The organism is Brucella pecoris (genome assembly GCF_006376675.1).
GTDB classification, from domain to species: Bacteria; Pseudomonadota; Alphaproteobacteria; order Rhizobiales; family Rhizobiaceae; genus Brucella; species Brucella pecoris.
Genome location: NZ_VEWK01000015.1, coordinates 57,157 through 73,180, shown reverse-complemented (window position 1 = coordinate 73,180; position 16,024 = coordinate 57,157). Strand labels below are relative to the sequence as shown.

Here is a 16,024-nt window from a genome sequence, read left to right as displayed (position 1 = left end):
ATCGAAAGCGAACCTGCGCCGTGCAGGGCGAGGATGAAGAGGCCGCCGGCAATTGCGAGGTTCTTCTGAGCCATCATAGCATTCATGCCTTGCGAGAAGTCCATATGGGCAACAAGTGTTGCGCCAATGGTGAAGAGACCGACAACGGCCGCAGCAATGCGGGTCTGAAAGCCAACGAGAATTGCAAGGCCGCCGACAAATTCTACCAGACCGACGATAACAGCCGTAACGGTCGGAACCGGAAGGCCGATTCCGGCAAAATAACCTGCAGTGCCTGAAATGGCGGTCAGCTTGCCGTAGCCGGCGATGATGAAGAGAATCGAAAGAAAGATGCGGGCGATGAGCGTTACAGCGCCGTTGGACTGTGGAGTGATAGAGGACATGCGGGGCTATCTCCTGTTGAACTGAGGCATCAATTAACGATTGCTGACTGTCAAGGAAAGCCGTCTAATCCTCGACAGTTTGTTTACAGTATGAATACCAATTCACTCTGGTGCAATCATTCTCTCCGCGCGCACCAGCCGTTCATAGTCTTCTTCCGACACCAGTCCGCTTGCCAAGGCTTCTTCACGCAAGGTCGTTCCGTTCTTGTGAGCTGTCTTGGCAATCTTGGCTGCATTGTCATAACCGATAGCCGGAGCCAACGCGGTCACGAGCATCAGCGAGCGATCCAGCAGTTCCTTGATGCGGTTCAAGTTCGGTTCGATGCCCTCTACACAATGATCGGCAAATGACACCATGGCATCGCTGAGAATGCGGATCGATTGCAGGACATTGTATGCGATCACCGGCTTGAACACATTCAGTTCGAAATGCCCCTGGCTTGCGGCAACCGTTACTGTCGTCTGGTTGCCGAATACCTGCGTTGCCACCATGGTCATTGCTTCGGCCTGGGTCGGATTGACCTTGCCCGGCATGATGGAGGACCCAGGTTCATTTTCGGGCAGTGACAGTTCGCCGAGCCCAGAACGCGGGCCGGAGCCGAGGAAACGGATGTCATTCGCGATCTTGAAAAGGTCTGCCGCCAAGGCATTCAGGCTGCCATGGAAATTGAGAATGGCGCCGTGGCTGGCAAGAGCTTCGAATTTGTTGGGCGCGGTTTTGAAAGTGAGGCCTGTAATTTCGCTCACGGCTTCAGCAAAGCCCGTATCAAAGCCAATTGGCGCATTCAGACCTGTACCGACGGCGGTGCCGCCCTGTGCGAGCAGAAAGACGTCTGCGAGTGACTGTTCGATGCGAAGATGCGCATATTCCAAGGCGGCGCGATAACCGGAAAATTCCTGTCCGAGAGTAACCGGCGTTGCGTCCTGTGTATGGGTACGACCGATCTTGATAATGTCCTTGAAGGATTCTTCCTTGGTCATGAGTGCCTTGGTCAGATGCTTCAGCGCTGGATAAAGGCGATTGACCGCCTCGACTGCCGTGGCGATGTGGATTGCCGTTGGAAAGCTATCATTGGACGACTGGCTCATATTGACGTGGTCGTTCGGATGAACCGGCTTCTTCGAACCCTTCTCGCCACCAAGCAGTTCGATGGCGCGATTGGAGATCACTTCATTGGCGTTCATGTTCGACTGCGTGCCGGAACCTGTCTGCCAGACGACCAACGGAAAGTGATCGTCGAGTTTGCCCTCAATGACTTCGGACGCCGCCACTGCGATGACCTGACCGAGAACCGGATCAAGCTTGTCCAGGGCGATATTGGTTTCCGCTGCCGCACGCTTTACAACACCCAATGCGTGAACCAATGGCAGCGGCATACGTTCGCCGCCGATCTTGAAATTTTGCAGTGAGCGTTGCGTCTGTGCGCCCCAATAACGGTCTGCGGGAACATCAATCGGTCCGAAAGTATCTGTTTCGGTACGCGTAGCAGTCATTTCAGGTCTCCGGCTAACTTGGACTCGGAACCGAGCCTTTCAGATTGAATATAGCACCGCCAAAGCCTTGGGGGGCCAATGTTTCTCTGTGAAACATTTAGTACGCAATCATTTGATAAAATATGATTGAAAAAGTCAATTTTTGTTGACCGGGATTGCCCGGTCACGCATCGTCTTCTTCGTCGCTGTCATCCGTCTCGGAAATCCAGGCGGTCGGTTCTATTTTGCGCTGGGTTTTGCTGTCGGTGAAAGTCCACCAGCCAGTATCGGTTTCGTCCCATTGCCCGCCGCCAGCCTGCAACTGAGCAAGCGTTCGATATTGAGCAATTGACTCGTTGCGCTGGTCGTCTTCATCGGTCCAGACGACTGTTATCTTGCGACCATCTTTTGGGGCCGTGGCGATGGGAAGTTCTTTGCGCATATGACGATCCATTCCATTGTGACTGTGGATAATCATAGGGCGCACAATGGTAGCGGCAAGCCGGAATTCTAACGTTCCGGCTTACTCTATGTCATACGGCGCGAGCGGACTTAAGCGCCTTACCCCACCAGATCAACTGATCGAGCATGTTCTTGGCGGCCTCTGCCAGATGAGGGAGGTCGTCGAGCGTGTTCTCACCTTTAACGACAGAGAGATAATCGGGAAAAAGGATATGGACGCCGGTTTTGACCGACATCGAAGACATTTCGACAGCGATCATTCGCAATTGTTCGACAGCGCGAGCGCCACCGACGCCACCATAGCCGACAAACCCCATTGGCTTCTGAATCCAGTCACCATAGTCGATGGCGTTCTTCAAAACGGCAGTAGGAGCGTGGTTATACTCGGCCGCAGTGAGAATATAGGCATCGAATTCGCGAAGCTTGGTTTTCCATTTGTCGGCGGTTTCAGCTTGAGCCGTCGTGGTGGCGGGGTCGCCATAGAAGCTCATCGGATAGTCGGCGAGATCGAGAATCTCTACATTCAATTCCGGCCGTTCCGCAACGAGTTTTGCAATCCACTGCGCAGGCACGGGGGCAAAACGCTGTTCGCGTGTGCTGCCGACAATAACGGCGACTTTGAGCTTAGACATCGAAAACACCTCTATTAGAGTAGTAACTGTTGGAAACCGACGCTATATAAGTGACCTATTCACGGCGCAAGGAGGCACTTTTATGAAACCCGGTGACTTCAAGGAAACCAATGCGTGCAGGACCGTAACGGAAATTCTGTCTCGTGTTGGCGATAAGTGGACAGTGCTTGTGGTGAGTTACCTCGGCAATCACCCAATGCGTTTCAACGAATTGCGCCGAACCGTAGACGGTATTTCTCAGAAAATGCTGACGACGACATTGCGTAATCTGGAGCGGGACGGGTTCGTCAAACGCACGATCTTCCCGACAATTCCGCCCAAGGTCGAATATGAACTGACAGAAATGGGGCGTGATCTTTTGCGGCCCGTGCGTGCGCTGGGTGAGTGGGCGATAGCCAATGAAGCAAAAGTAATGATGGCCCGTGCTCGTTATGATGCCTTGGCTTCAGGCAAGGCACAGATCGACGCCGCGGAATAAGGGCTGAACCTTTAAAGGAGTGCAAGTGGAAAGACAGGCCGAAGCCTGCCTTTCCTGTTGCCTGAGACAGGACTTCCAAAGTGCGGGGGCAAACAGGAAGTCCATCTCTATGTCATTCGGGATTGACCATGATTGGCGACCGGGAGTCAATCAGAAGTTTCTAAAATACAAGCTTCATTGCTGCAAAGCGTGAGCAGAGTAAATTTTTCATAAATCACAAATGGTTACCTAACGTAAAAAGAAAGGCGGCCAAGGGCCGCCTTTCTCGCATTCTCATCAAAATGAGCTCCATGGATTTCTTGGAAATCCATGCCGCCACCCGCACCGCTTTGCGGTGCAGGCATTGTACTCATGGGCGAGCTTTATGGATTTCTTAGAAATCCATGCCACCCATGCCGCCCATGCCACCAGGCATGCCAGCAGGAGCTGCATCCTTCTTCGGCAGTTCAGCGATCATGGCTTCGGTGGTGATCAGAAGACCGGCGATCGATGCTGCGTTCTGCAGGGCGGTGCGGACAACCTTAACGGGATCGACAACGCCAGCCTTGATCAGGTCGCCGAATTCACCATTGGCTGTGTTGTAGCCGTAGGTATCCGAGCCGTTTTCAAGGATCTTGCCAACGATAACCGAAGCCTCTTCACCGGCATTGGTCGTGATCTGGCGAGCTGGAGCCTGCAGAGCGCGACGAACGATGTTGATGCCAGCTTCCTGATCAGGGTTTGCGCCCTTGGCAGCAATCTGAGCCGAAGCGCGGAGCAGAGCGGTACCGCCACCAGCAACGATACCTTCTTCAACCGCAGCGCGGGTTGCGTTCAGGGCATCGTCAACGCGGTCCTTCTTTTCCTTAACTTCAACTTCCGTTGCGCCGCCAACGCGGATCACGGCAACGCCGCCAGCGAGCTTGGCGAGACGTTCCTGAAGCTTTTCACGGTCGTAGTCAGACGTGGTTTCTTCAACCTGCTGCTTGATCTGCGAAACGCGAGCGTCGATTTCAGCCTTCTGGCCTGCACCGTCAACGATCGTGGTGTTTTCCTTCGAGATCGAAACCTTCTTCGCGCGGCCAAGCATGTCGAGCGTAACGGTTTCAAGCTTGATGCCGAGGTCTTCGGAGATAACCTGACCGCCGGTGAGGATCGCGATGTCTTCGAGCATTGCCTTACGGCGATCGCCGAAGCCAGGAGCCTTGACAGCAGCAATCTTCAGGCCGCCACGCAGCTTGTTGACGACGAGGGTTGCAAGAGCTTCACCTTCAACGTCTTCAGCGATGATGACGAGTGGCTTGGAAGTCTGAACAACAGCTTCGAGAACTGGCAGAAGAGCCTGAAGGTTCGAAAGCTTCTTTTCGTGCAGAAGGATGTATGCGTCTTCGAGGTCCGCAATCATCTTTTCCGGGTTGGTGACGAAGTAAGGCGACAGGTAACCGCGGTCGAACTGCATGCCTTCAACGACTTCGAGTTCGGTTTCAGCGGTCTTGGCTTCTTCAACCGTGATGACGCCTTCGTTGCCGACTTTCTGCATCGCTTCAGCGATCATCTTGCCGATTTCGGCTTCGCCGTTAGCGGAGATCGTGCCAACCTGAGCAACTTCTTCCGAGGTGTTGATCTTCTTGGCTTTGCCGAGAAGGTTAGCAACAACTTCAGTCACTGCGAGGTCGATGCCGCGCTTCAGGTCCATTGGGTTCATGCCGGCAGCAACAGCTTTTGCGCCTTCCTGAACGATAGCCTGACCGAGAACGGTCGCAGTGGTGGTGCCGTCACCGGCAGTGTCGTTGGTCTTCGAAGCCACTTCGCGCAGCATCTGTGCGCCCATGTTTTCGAACTTGTCTTCGAGTTCGATTTCCTTGGCAACCGATACGCCGTCCTTGGTGATGCGCGGAGCGCCGAAGGACTTGTCGATAACAACGTTACGACCCTTAGGGCCGAGCGTTACCTTAACAGCGTCAGCGAGGATATCGACGCCGCGCAGCATCTTTTCGCGCGCAGTGCGGCCGAATTTTACGTCTTTTGCAGCCATTTTACTCTCCTGGGAAATGTCCCGGTCAGATTATGGTGAATTGATATTCAGGTAGAAACTAATCTCTGGCTTCGCCTAACCGGCGCGAACCTGAAGGATTAGCCGACGATACCGAGAATGTCGGATTCCTTCATGATCAGCAGATCTTCGCCGCCGATCTTGACTTCGGTGCCCGACCACTTGCCGAACAGAACCTTGTCGCCAGCCTTGACTTCGAGAGCGATCAGCTTGCCTGCTTCGTCACGAGCGCCAGTGCCGACAGCGACGATTTCGCCTTCCTGCGGCTTTTCCTTGGCGGTGTCAGGGATAATGATCCCGCCAGCGGTCTTGGCTTCCGATTCAACGCGACGAACGACGACGCGGTCATGAAGCGGGCGGAACTTGATATCAGCCATGGTATAACCCTTGGTGTTATAGACGTTGAACCCTGTTAACGGATCGAGCCGATCCGCGCTTGTTAGCACTCATCATGCGAGAGTGCTAACGTGGCTCTGAGATAGAAGCCCGACCTGATCTTGTCAAGATTGCCTGAGAAATTTGACAGGCGAATGATGGTTAATTTGCACCATCCTGAACGCGGAACAGCCAAGGGATGGCTCTGACCAACTCCGCATATGGTGGCACGGCTTTCGATATCAACCGACGATGCGAAGATTTGACAGCTCGTCGCCGATCTGACGAAAAGTTTCGCTCAGTTCGCCGCCCGTTGAGTTCCAGAAGAGCTTGACTGGTTTACCGCTTTCCATGCGCACCCGTGAGTTTGAAGAGCACGATTTCAACAAATCTATTTGCGCTTTCTCTGTGCTGTCTGCCTCACTTAGATCCAGCGCGACTGTCATGACAATGATATTAGCAGACTTGGCATTGTCGCAGAGCTTTGCAAAGCGGGCATTCATAGCCTTGGTGTACGTACTGTTGTTTTGCGAAACCGAAACGCCACTTTCCTGAAACAAGCGGGCCTGAGTGTAGTTTTTGGTTATGCGAGCGGTATAGCCATGTGCCGAATAGTAAGACAAATTTCCTGCACGATCCGGTCCTGAACCAGCGAGTCCATCGTATTTATAGTAAGTATTGGCACCGTCGGTCAGTACGATTACGACTTTGTCGTTGCCCCGCTCAGTTGCAGCGCGGGCTTCTGTAAATGGCGCGCCTTGGACGATTGTTCGCCATCCCCAGGCCATCGCTTCGGGGACGTTTGTGCCGCCAGCTGGCACCATCGCTTTGATTGCGGTTTGGATCGTTTTCATCCCTTGTTCGCTCGTAACGTCTGTCAAGGGCGTGAGAGGTAATGATGTGCAACTATAGTTGGGGCCGCCGTCTTTCGATCTTCCACCTCGGTAAATCTTGTCGAGGGAATCCCGCAGGTAGTATTTCTTGAGGTCGCTTTGTCGGAGTGAATAAGTCAGGGATATATCGTCTTGCCACCAGCTGTTCAAAACGGTGGAGGTGACGTTTCCTTTGCTGTCTGTATTGTAATATTCAGCTGGGCCGAACATGGGTACAAACAACGTGTTTGGATTATTGTCAGAAGGAGGAGTTACATCCAGCGCATAGGTTCCCGGACGAGACTCGACACACCCCTGCCAGGCTAGCCAAGTGTCCTTTGACCGCTGGGAAAGGTCGGAATAGAGTTCCGCACGCGAGAAAGGCTTGTTGTTGCGTTCTCCCCAACCCGTTCCTGATTTGTAGAATCGCCCGCTGCCTGCCGGTTTTTCTTCTATCTTGCGCGTACTGTCGATCGTGACCGGCAGTGTGAAGTTTTCGAGATTCACGGAAGACTTGCCTTCCGGGTCCATCCAGGTTGCATTCAGAAATTGCGGGCCGACATTCACCGAACCTGCGAAAGGAACTAATGAAAACTGCACAGGTCTTTCCACGTGCGTTATGAGCGCGGATTGCGAGGCCATCGTCTCCACAAGCTGCGAGGCCGCTTCCTTAAGAAGATCGATGCGTTTTTTTGTTGATCCGCTTCTCGTTTCATCCATTGAACCGGAGTTATCGAGGACCAGGGCAACTTCAATCGTGTTCTTAAGTCTGACGGAAGAGTTGAGCGTATATCGGTACTGGTCCCAGTTATCTCCTGTGAGGCGGGAGGCGACCATGCCAAACAGAGATTTGTAGGTAAATGCAGCCGTAGCCAGTATCTGTTGGTCAGTCGTCCTATCCTGGGGGAAGGCGATCTCGAAATTGACTGTATCTGCGCTTAGCGCGGTGAGGTTAGTGGTAAAAATTTGAGCGCCATAGACCTGCACGACGGCCTGGCTTTCACCGGTGGAAAACCTCTTGCCTACAGCAAGTGCGGCAGCATCAAGCGAGGCCTGCACATTGTTGCGCACGCGCATAAGATTGGCGGAGTCAACCGCGATCATACCTGCGAGAAGCAGAGGCACGAGCACCAAAGCCGTTATCATCGCAAAATTGCCGCGCTCGTCCTTGATCAAATTCGGACCCATCAGTTGCGACAAACGGTGAAAAATATGCTGCGCGAGCCTAAGGACTTGAGTAACCCAGTTTTTCAATTTGGCCCCCGCCGATGGTTGTGTTTGCGACACATGAAATGAAAAGTTGTATCCGCTCCTATCAGTATCTTTCTAACAGTCGGTCACGAAGCACGGTAAATGATCGGTGAAATATACTATGGGATAATTGGACGCGCTTCGTCGCGCGGATATCTGGGCCAAAAGCCGTGACAGATGTGGTGCGCTACGCTAGATGGAGCGCTGGCAGCCTTTCCGGCGGTCTTCCAGTCACCCTATAGCGGTTCTCACCTTACAGATGGATTATCAAGAGGAAACCATGAAGCAGCTCGAACGCCTCGACGATCTGACCGACCAGTACGATGTGCTCTTCTGCGATGTATGGGGTGTGGTGCATAATGGTGTGTCGGCATATCCGGCTGCAATTGATGCGCTAAAACGTGCACGTGCCAAAGGTGTCACGGTTATTCTAGTGACCAATTCTCCAAGACCTCATCCAGATGTCGAAAAGCAGATGTTGGGGCTTGGTGTGCCTGTCGATACATATGATCGTGTTGTCACGTCCGGCGATGTAACCCGTGATCTGATCGCGGAAGGTCCGCGAAAGGTGTTCCATATTGGCTGTGAACGCGAGCTGACGATCTATGATGGCCTCGACGTTGAGCTGGTTGAGGAGTTTGAAGCTTCAGGGGTTGTCTGTACCGGACTCTATGATGATGAAGTCGAAACGCCGGAAGATTACAAGGAACTGTTGGCCCGGTTGCGCTCGCGCAACCTTCCGTTCATTTGCGCCAATCCAGACATCATGGTTGAGCGCGGTACGCGGCTGATTTGGTGCGCCGGGGCACTAGCGCGCGAATATGGCCAGTTGGGTGGACGCACCCTCATAGCCGGAAAGCCGCATCGCCCGATTTACGAGGCGGCATTACGGTTCGCCGAAGAAATTCGCGGCGAGAAAGTTGAGAAAAGCCGAATTCTTGGTATTGGAGATGGTGTTCTAACAGATGTGAAGGGCGCTGCCGATTTCGGACTGGATGTGCTTTATGTATCCGGTGGGGTTCATGCAGCGGACTATACAACCGATGGCACGGTTGATATCGCTCAAATGGAAGCCTTTCTCCAGAAGCACGGCAATCGACCGGTCGCTGCGCTTAACGCTCTTGTTTGAGTTCGAACAATCTCGTTACGACCAATCGAAGTTCAGATCAAAATGACTAAACCCAGCTTTCAGCGACTTTCTGGAACGGATTCCTTGCCGGAACGCCTGCAGAATTGTGTGGTGGCAATCGGTAATTTCGATGGTGTCCATCGCGGCCATCAGGCTGTGCTGGAGCGTGCGCTGGAGATCGCCGAAAAACGCGGTTTGCCTGCGGTGGTCCTCACATTCGAACCTCACCCCCGCAGCTTTTTCAAACCGGATGTGCCGATTGATCGTTTGACTGCGGCGGTAAAGAAGGCTGAAATTCTACGTCTTATGGGGTTTGACGCTGTCGTTGAACAACCATTTACCGGCGAGTTCTCATCCCGTTCGGCAGAAGATTTCGTCGAACACATTCTGGTCGAAAGATTACACGCAAGCTGTGTGGTTACTGGTTACGATTTTCATTTTGGTAAGGGGCGGCGCGGGACGCCGGAGTTTCTTCAAAAAGCAGGAGAAACGGCCGGGTTCACGGTAAAACTCGTCGAAGCCTTTACCGACGAAGGCGATAATCTTGTTTCATCGACCCGCATAAGAAATCTGCTCTGCGAAGGTGATGTCGCTGAAGCCGCGGGGCTTCTTGGTTACCGCTATATGGTGTGCGGCGAAGTCATTCACGGGAAAAAGCTCGGGCGAACCCTTGGATTTCCGACTGCCAACATGAGAATCGATGCGCAGGCAGGCCTGAAGCATGGAATCTATGCCGTCAGGTTCAGGCGCGAGAATGGCGATCTTTATGACGGGGTTGCAAGTTTCGGTCGTCGTCCAACTGTCGATAGTGATGGTAGCCCCCTTCTTGAAACCTTTCTTTTTGATTTCTCGGGCGATCTTTATGGTGAGACCGCTTGCGTGTCGTTCTTCGGGTTCCTGCGTGGCGAGATTAAGTTTGACGGCCTTGATCCGCTGATCGAGCAGATGAAGCGCGATGATGCCGAGGCACGGACCTTGCTTGGAAGCGCGAAACCGCTTTCGGAACTGGATCGGTTGCTTTCTTTCGCGTGAGGCGAGTTTTAGTTTCATTTTCCACTTAAGATTTAAATCAAATTTTACTTATTCTCGACAAAAAGTGATAAATGTCTCAAAACTTATTGGGGCGCTTTTTGTTGGAGTTGAATGTGGCACGTATTGTTTCGCTGGCCCTCGTTGCAGGTGCTGCATTTTTTACAGGTGGCTCTCTCGCGTTTTCGGCTGATGTACAGCAGGCTGATATCTATGCGGCAGAAACGGTTCAGCCCGCACGCAAACATTTCTGGTCCGGTGACTGGTATCTCAAGGTCGGTGCAGCGGGCCTCGTTGCCCCGAAGTTCGAAGGATCGAACAAATATCGCTTTTCCGCCCAACCGTTGATCTCACTTGGCCGGCAGGGGCAGGCGACACGCTTTTCGTCGCGAAATGACAATGTATCTTTCGCCTTGATCGACAATGATCGTTTCCGCGTAGGTCTCGCTGGAAAACTTCTTTTCGAACGAGATGACGATATTCATGGCCTCAAGAACACGAAATTTGGCGGCGAGGCGGGCGCGTTCGTTGATGTTTATCCAACCGACTGGCTGCGGGTGCGCGGCGAAGTCCGTCAAGGTATTCGTGCGCATAAAGGCGTTGTAGCTGATATTGCTGCTGATGCATTCTACGATGTGACGCCAGTCATTCGCGTGTCGGGCGGTCCACGTGCGACCTTCGCTTCGAAAGATTACTTCAAGACCTATTTCGGCGTCGATGCCGAGGAAGCAGTCGCCTCAGGACTTTCAGAGTATAATCCGGGCGGCGGTTTCAAGTCGGCTGGTGTTGGCGGCGCCATTACGTGGAAGGCGACCGACAAGATCGATACAAGCCTGTTCGGTGAATATAGTCGTCTCCAAGGGTCGGCAAAGGATTCAAGCATCGTCAAGGAGCGCGGGTCCCCGAACCAGTTCATGGTGGGTCTGTCTGCGACTTATCGTTTCGATTTCTCATTGGATTGATCTCAAGAGCATCAATGTGACCATTTTCAGGGACGAAGATGCCGTTTTATTGCGTCTTTGTCTCTCAGGCCTCTTTATTCCTGTGAAGCTCATTGCTAAAAGCGTGCCCATGATGACGGATTTTCGGCTTATCATGACGGCCATACGAATTATTGGCCCGGCCTCCCGCTTTGCCTGAATGGCTGCTTTGCCAGGCAATATCTGGCGCGGAGGTCCGGGAACGACCGACTGTGCTCTACAGTCCCCTGTTTTCTTTGATCCACATGCCCGCCATTTCTGGTCAGGGCTTCACAGGCGAATACCCTCATGACTGAGACGACCAAAATCGATTACTCCAAAACCCTTTATCTGCCGCAGACCGAATTCCCCATGCGCGCGGGCTTGCCGCAGCGCGAGCCGCTGTTTGTCGAACGCTGGGAGGGCATGAACCTTTACAAGAAGCTACGAGAGCAGGCGAAGGATCGCCCGCTCTATGTGCTGCACGATGGCCCGCCCTATGCCAACGGCAATATCCATATCGGCCATGCGTTGAACAAGATCCTCAAGGACGTCATCACGCGCTCGTTCCAGATGCGTGGTTATAACTCGAACTACGTTCCGGGCTGGGATTGCCACGGCCTGCCGATCGAATGGAAGATCGAGGAAAAATATCGCGCCGAAGGCAAGAACAAGGACGAAGTGCCGATCAACGAATTCCGCCGGGAATGTCGTGAATTCGCTGCCAACTGGATCAAGATCCAGTCGGAAGAGTTCAAGCGCCTTGCGATTCTTGGCGATTTTGAAAATCCGTACACCACGATGAACTTCCACGCTGAATCACGTATCGCTGGCGAACTTCTCAAGTTCGCGGCTTCCGGTCAGCTTTATCGCGGTTCCAAGCCGGTGATGTGGTCGGTCGTCGAGCGCACGGCGCTTGCCGAAGCCGAAGTCGAATATCACGATGTCGAGTCGGATATGATCTGGGTCAAGTTCCCGGTCGCGGGTCAAAATGATCTCTCCGGCAGCGATGTGGTGATCTGGACGACTACTCCATGGACCATCCCCGGCAACCGCGCTGTGTCCTATTCGTCGCGTATCGAATACGGGCTTTATGAAGTCACGGAAGCCGAGAACGATTTTGGCCCGCGTCCGGGTGAAAAGCTTGTCTTCGCCGACAAGCTGGCCGAAGAAGGTTTTGCAAAGGCAAAACTCCAGTTCAAGCGCCTGCGCGGTATTTCGGCAGATGAACTCGGCAAAATTGTCCTCGACCATCCGCTGAAGGGTTTTGCGGGCGGCTATGAGTTCGCGGTTCCAATGCTCGACGGCGATCATGTGACCGACGATGCGGGTACGGGCTTCGTCCACACCGCGCCAAGCCACGGTCGCGAAGACTTTGAAGCCTGGATGAACAATGTCCGCGAGTTGGAGGCGCGTGGTATTGATCCGAGCATCCCGTTCCCGGTCGGTGACGATGGCTACTATACCAAGGACGCGCCCGGCTTCGGTCCGGACCGCGAAGGCGGCGCCGCACGCGTAATCGACGACAACGGCAAGAAGGGCGATGCCAACAAGTCCGTGATGGATGAGCTCATCGCCCGTGACAAGCTCTTCGCTCGCGGTCGCCTGAAGCACTCCTATCCGCATTCCTGGCGTTCCAAGAAGCAGGTCATCTTCCGCAACACGCCGCAATGGTTCGTCTATATGGACAAGAACCTCGGCGACGGCACTACGCTGCGCTCTCGCGCGCTGAAGGCCATCGATGATACACGTTTCGTACCGGCTGCCGGTCAGACGCGTCTGCGCTCGATGATCGAAGGCCGCCCGGACTGGGTGCTTTCGCGTCAGCGCGCCTGGGGCGTGCCGATCTGCGTTTTCGTGGACGAAGAAGGCAACATTCTTCAGGACGATGCGGTCAACAAGCGTGTCCTCGATGCTTTCGAAGCGGAAGGCGCTGATGCATGGTTTGCCGAAGGTGCGCGCGAGCGGTTCCTTGGCAACCGCGCCGATGAGCCATGGGTGCAGGTGCGCGACATCCTGGACGTTTGGTTCGATTCCGGTTCGACCCACACCTTCACGCTGGAAGACCGCCCGGACATGAAGTGGCCAGCAGACGTCTATCTCGAAGGCTCGGACCAGCATCGTGGCTGGTTCCATTCGTCGCTTCTGGAAAGCTGCGGCACGCGCGGTCGGGCGCCTTACAATGCCGTCGTGACCCATGGCTTCACCATGGATGAACACGGCAAGAAAATGTCGAAGTCGCTCGGCAATACAGTCACGCCGCAGGATGTCATCAAGGAATCCGGCGCGGATATTCTGCGTCTGTGGGTCATGACGACCGATTATTGGGAAGATCAGCGCCTCGGCAAGAGCATCATCCAGACCAATATCGACGCCTATCGCAAGCTGCGCAACACCATCCGCTGGATGCTGGGCACGCTGGCGCATGACGAAGGCAAAAACGTCGCTCATGCCGATCTGCCGGAACTCGAGCGCCTGATGCTGCACCGTCTGACAGAGCTGGATGAGCTTGTGCGCTCCGGCTATGACACGTTTGACTTCAAACGCATTGCGCGCGCTCTGATCGATTTCATGAATGTCGAGCTTTCGGCCTTCTATTTTGATATTCGCAAGGACGCGCTTTACTGCGATGCGCCGTCGAGCGTTCGCCGCCAGGCCGCGTTGCAGACCGTGCGCGAAATCTTCGACCGCCTGACGACCTGGCTGGCGCCCATGCTGCCTTTCACCATGGAAGAAGCGTGGCTCGACCGTTATCCGCAGTCGGTTTCGGTCCATGCCGAGCAGTTCCGCCCGACGCCTGCTGCATGGCGCGACGATGTGCTGGCCGAAAAGTGGCGCAAGGTGCGTGCGGTTCGCCGTGTCGTGACCGGCGCTCTCGAACTGGAACGTGCGGACAAGCGCATCGGTTCTTCGCTGGAAGCTTCGCCGGTGGTGCATATCTCCGACAAGAGCCTGAGCGATTCGCTTGATGGTCTCGATTTCGCGGAAATCTGCATCACCAGCGGCATCTCGTTCAGCGATGTTGCGGCACCGGAAGGCGCTTTCACGCTTGCCGATGTGAAGGGCGTGGCCGTCGTGCCCGTCCGTGCCGAAGGTGAAAAATGCGCGCGGTCCTGGCGTTATACGACGGATGTGGGCTCTGATCCGGAATTCCCGGATGTGTCCGCCCGCGATGCCGAGGCACTGCGTGAGTTGAAGACACTCGGCAAGCTCGAGGCCTGATCTCGTCAATGGCAATCTGCCTCGGTTTCATCCGGGGCAGATTATTTGTTTGCGTGACAGGGGTTGCGGGTCCGCGCGTGAACATGGTGAAATAGAGATTAACACCGGATTGCCGCATGGGTTCCTCTCATGTAAAAGGCAGTCCTTGAATAAATTTACGATCTGCCTTGGAGTTGCCGGTTTCTTCAGTCAAGGCTTGCTTGAGCAAATTTTGGTGAAGATAAAATCGGCAAGCGTAAAAGAAGTGGCGCTAATGAAGATTGAAGGACGAGTTCTGGTGCTTATGGCGGTGATAGCGGGAGTTTCGCTATCCGGTTGCGTTTCTTCGCCGACCTATGGAACGGACAAGACGGCGGGCGCACAGCTCTTCGACGACGTTTCCAATATGGCGAGCTTCGGTCAGGGCAAGAACAAAAAAGAACGCATTGATTACAAGCCTCGTCCCGATCTGGTGCGTCCCGCTCCGGGCGACAAGGGGCAATTACCGGCGCCGCAGCAGAGCCTTGCAAGCGCCAACGATCCTAACTGGCCGGAATCGCCGGAACAGCGCCGCAAGCGCCTGCGTGACGAGATTACTGCGAATCGCGACGACCCGAACTTCGTGTCGCCCGTTGTTCAGGATGGCCCGGTTGCATCCAATATCCAGGCGGCATTGCCGCGCGGTAACAGCCGCCGCGAAGATTATGAATCCCGTACACCGACGTTCGATCCGGCAAAGGTTGCAGCCTATAAGGCTATGCGCCAGCAACAGGTTCAGGGCTCCTCTACAACGCGCCGTTATCTGAGTGAGCCGCCGCTGGCTTACCGTGAACCCGCATCTACAGCCGCGACAGGCGAGTTGGGAACCGACGAAGCGCAAAAAGAACGTGAACGCAAGAAAGCCTCAGGTAAGTCCAAAGGCTGGCGTGATTACCTGCCTTGGAACTAATATCTGATTGATATTTCTTGTTCAATAAAACAAGCCGTAGTAGATAAATTTACTACGGCTTGTTTTATTGTTAGAATAAAGATGTGCATTATTTTTGGTTTACTGCATTCTGATCGACGGATAAAAATATTAAATATTTGTAATGTTCGACATTTTAACGCGTATTTGATTTCGATCAAAGATTTATTTGGGGCAGATCGTACCATATTAGCTCTGAGCGTAAGGTATGGTGAGATGAGTAATACGAATACTTTTTTAGATAGTCGAAACGGGTATGGCCTGATCAGTAGGGCCTTTCATTGGCTGATGGCCCTTTTGTTTCTATGGCAATTTATCTCTGCCATTCTTCGCGTCTTTGCCAAGGATACAATGTTTTATAATTTTTTCTGGTCTGCGCATCACCAACTCGGTTTTGCGCTGCTAATACTAGTTTTGCTGCGTGGTCTATGGGGTTTGCTGAACATTAACAGGCGTCCGCATAAACAAGGCCGTGCTGGTAAGCTGGTTGCTCTGGGGCATCTTCTTATTTACGGGCTGATGTTCGCAGTTCCGGCTGTGGCTTTGCTGCGCACATTTGGCAGTGGGCGAGGGTTCTCGTTTCTTGACATCCAGATCTTCGAACAGACGGGCGTGCAGAACGCTGCACTGACCGCTCCTGGCAATGCACTGCACGGTTTACTGGGTTGGCTCCTACTTGCAGTAATTGCGGGACATGCCCTGATGGCTCTTGTCCATCACTTTGCGCTGCGTGACGATACGTTGCGCTATATGACTGGGCGCAAGGCCTTGAGCTGAGCGT

General features: G+C 53.8%; 14 protein-coding genes. 7 read left to right on the top strand and 7 right to left on the bottom strand.

Annotated elements, in window-relative coordinates:
- The 4 genes from FIB18_RS21710 to FIB18_RS21695 form a co-directional block, all read right to left on the bottom strand.
- A partial coding sequence (locus FIB18_RS21710) for a DoxX family protein (protein WP_140022702.1) occupies positions 1-383 on the bottom strand: 383 nt, incomplete at its 3' end.
- Positions 384-485: 102 nt separating this feature from the next.
- Complete coding sequence (gene fumC / locus FIB18_RS21705) at positions 486-1,877, bottom strand: class II fumarate hydratase (protein ID WP_140022701.1); 1,392 nt, start codon at positions 1,875-1,877, stop codon at positions 486-488.
- A 163-nt stretch (positions 1,878-2,040) separates the two neighbouring features.
- Positions 2,041-2,298: a hypothetical protein gene (locus FIB18_RS21700; RefSeq protein WP_140022699.1), complete on the bottom strand. Its 258-nt coding sequence runs from the start codon at positions 2,296-2,298 to the stop codon at positions 2,041-2,043.
- Positions 2,299-2,389: 91 nt separating this feature from the next.
- Positions 2,390-2,950 carry an NADPH-dependent FMN reductase gene (locus tag FIB18_RS21695; RefSeq protein WP_140022697.1) on the bottom strand — a complete coding sequence of 187 codons (561 nt, stop codon included), beginning with the start codon at positions 2,948-2,950 and terminating at the stop codon, positions 2,390-2,392.
- An 82-nt stretch (positions 2,951-3,032) separates the two neighbouring features.
- Between FIB18_RS21695 and FIB18_RS21690 the strand changes: the two genes are divergently transcribed.
- Complete coding sequence (locus tag FIB18_RS21690; RefSeq protein WP_140022696.1) at positions 3,033-3,428, top strand: winged helix-turn-helix transcriptional regulator; 396 nt, start codon at positions 3,033-3,035, stop codon at positions 3,426-3,428.
- Between the two features lie 373 nt (positions 3,429-3,801).
- Here FIB18_RS21690 and groL read toward each other — a convergent pair whose 3' ends face one another.
- The 3 genes from groL to FIB18_RS21675 all read right to left on the bottom strand — a co-directional run bounded on the left by groL (position 3,802) and on the right by FIB18_RS21675 (position 7,961).
- Positions 3,802-5,442: a chaperonin GroEL gene (groL, locus tag FIB18_RS21685; RefSeq protein ID WP_140022694.1), complete on the bottom strand. Its 1,641-nt coding sequence runs from the start codon at positions 5,440-5,442 to the stop codon at positions 3,802-3,804.
- 98 nt (positions 5,443-5,540) lie between these two features.
- Entirely contained in the window at positions 5,541-5,837 is a 297-nt protein-coding gene (gene groES, locus FIB18_RS21680) for a co-chaperone GroES (protein ID WP_140022693.1), read from the bottom strand.
- Positions 5,838-6,077: 240 nt separating this feature from the next.
- Positions 6,078-7,961, bottom strand: a complete 1,884-nt coding sequence (locus FIB18_RS21675) for a pilus assembly protein TadG-related protein (RefSeq protein ID WP_235894941.1) — start codon at positions 7,959-7,961, stop codon at positions 6,078-6,080.
- Positions 7,962-8,238: 277 nt separating this feature from the next.
- Between FIB18_RS21675 and FIB18_RS21670 the strand changes: the two genes are divergently transcribed.
- The 6 genes from FIB18_RS21670 to FIB18_RS21645 all read left to right on the top strand — a co-directional run bounded on the left by FIB18_RS21670 (position 8,239) and on the right by FIB18_RS21645 (position 16,020).
- Positions 8,239-9,087, top strand: coding sequence for a TIGR01459 family HAD-type hydrolase (locus FIB18_RS21670; protein ID WP_140022692.1), 849 nt, complete (start codon positions 8,239-8,241; stop codon positions 9,085-9,087).
- 42 nt (positions 9,088-9,129) lie between these two features.
- Positions 9,130-10,119 (top strand): bifunctional riboflavin kinase/FAD synthetase, encoded by a 990-nt coding sequence (locus tag FIB18_RS21665; RefSeq protein ID WP_140022691.1) that lies wholly within the window; start codon positions 9,130-9,132, stop codon positions 10,117-10,119.
- A gap of 98 nt (positions 10,120-10,217) precedes the next feature.
- Positions 10,218-11,078 carry a MipA/OmpV family protein gene (locus FIB18_RS21660; protein WP_140022690.1) on the top strand — a complete coding sequence of 287 codons (861 nt, stop codon included), beginning with the start codon at positions 10,218-10,220 and terminating at the stop codon, positions 11,076-11,078.
- 306 nt (positions 11,079-11,384) lie between these two features.
- Complete coding sequence (gene ileS / locus FIB18_RS21655) at positions 11,385-14,297, top strand: isoleucine--tRNA ligase (RefSeq protein WP_140022689.1); 2,913 nt, start codon at positions 11,385-11,387, stop codon at positions 14,295-14,297.
- Positions 14,298-14,550: 253 nt separating this feature from the next.
- Complete coding sequence (locus tag FIB18_RS21650; RefSeq protein WP_140022688.1) at positions 14,551-15,225, top strand: hypothetical protein; 675 nt, start codon at positions 14,551-14,553, stop codon at positions 15,223-15,225.
- 234 nt (positions 15,226-15,459) lie between these two features.
- Positions 15,460-16,020, top strand: a complete 561-nt coding sequence (locus FIB18_RS21645) for a cytochrome b (RefSeq protein ID WP_140022687.1) — start codon at positions 15,460-15,462, stop codon at positions 16,018-16,020.
- The last annotated feature ends 4 nt before the right edge of the window (positions 16,021-16,024 follow it).

Coding starts and splice junctions, on each gene's coding strand:
- FIB18_RS21650 (WP_140022688.1), top strand. CDS start 14,551: ATGAAGATTGAAGGACGAGTTCTGGTGCTTATGGCGGTGATAGCGGGA.
- FIB18_RS21700 (WP_140022699.1), bottom strand. CDS start 2,298: ATGCGCAAAGAACTTCCCATCGCCACGGCCCCAAAAGATGGTCGCAAG.
- FIB18_RS21690 (WP_140022696.1), top strand. CDS start 3,033: ATGAAACCCGGTGACTTCAAGGAAACCAATGCGTGCAGGACCGTAACG.
- FIB18_RS21645 (WP_140022687.1), top strand. CDS start 15,460: ATGAGTAATACGAATACTTTTTTAGATAGTCGAAACGGGTATGGCCTG.
- FIB18_RS21670 (WP_140022692.1), top strand. CDS start 8,239: ATGAAGCAGCTCGAACGCCTCGACGATCTGACCGACCAGTACGATGTG.
- groL (WP_140022694.1), bottom strand. CDS start 5,442: ATGGCTGCAAAAGACGTAAAATTCGGCCGCACTGCGCGCGAAAAGATG.
- FIB18_RS21665 (WP_140022691.1), top strand. CDS start 9,130: ATGACTAAACCCAGCTTTCAGCGACTTTCTGGAACGGATTCCTTGCCG.
- groES (WP_140022693.1), bottom strand. CDS start 5,837: ATGGCTGATATCAAGTTCCGCCCGCTTCATGACCGCGTCGTCGTTCGT.
- ileS (WP_140022689.1), top strand. CDS start 11,385: ATGACTGAGACGACCAAAATCGATTACTCCAAAACCCTTTATCTGCCG.
- fumC (WP_140022701.1), bottom strand. CDS start 1,877: ATGACTGCTACGCGTACCGAAACAGATACTTTCGGACCGATTGATGTT.
- FIB18_RS21695 (WP_140022697.1), bottom strand. CDS start 2,950: ATGTCTAAGCTCAAAGTCGCCGTTATTGTCGGCAGCACACGCGAACAG.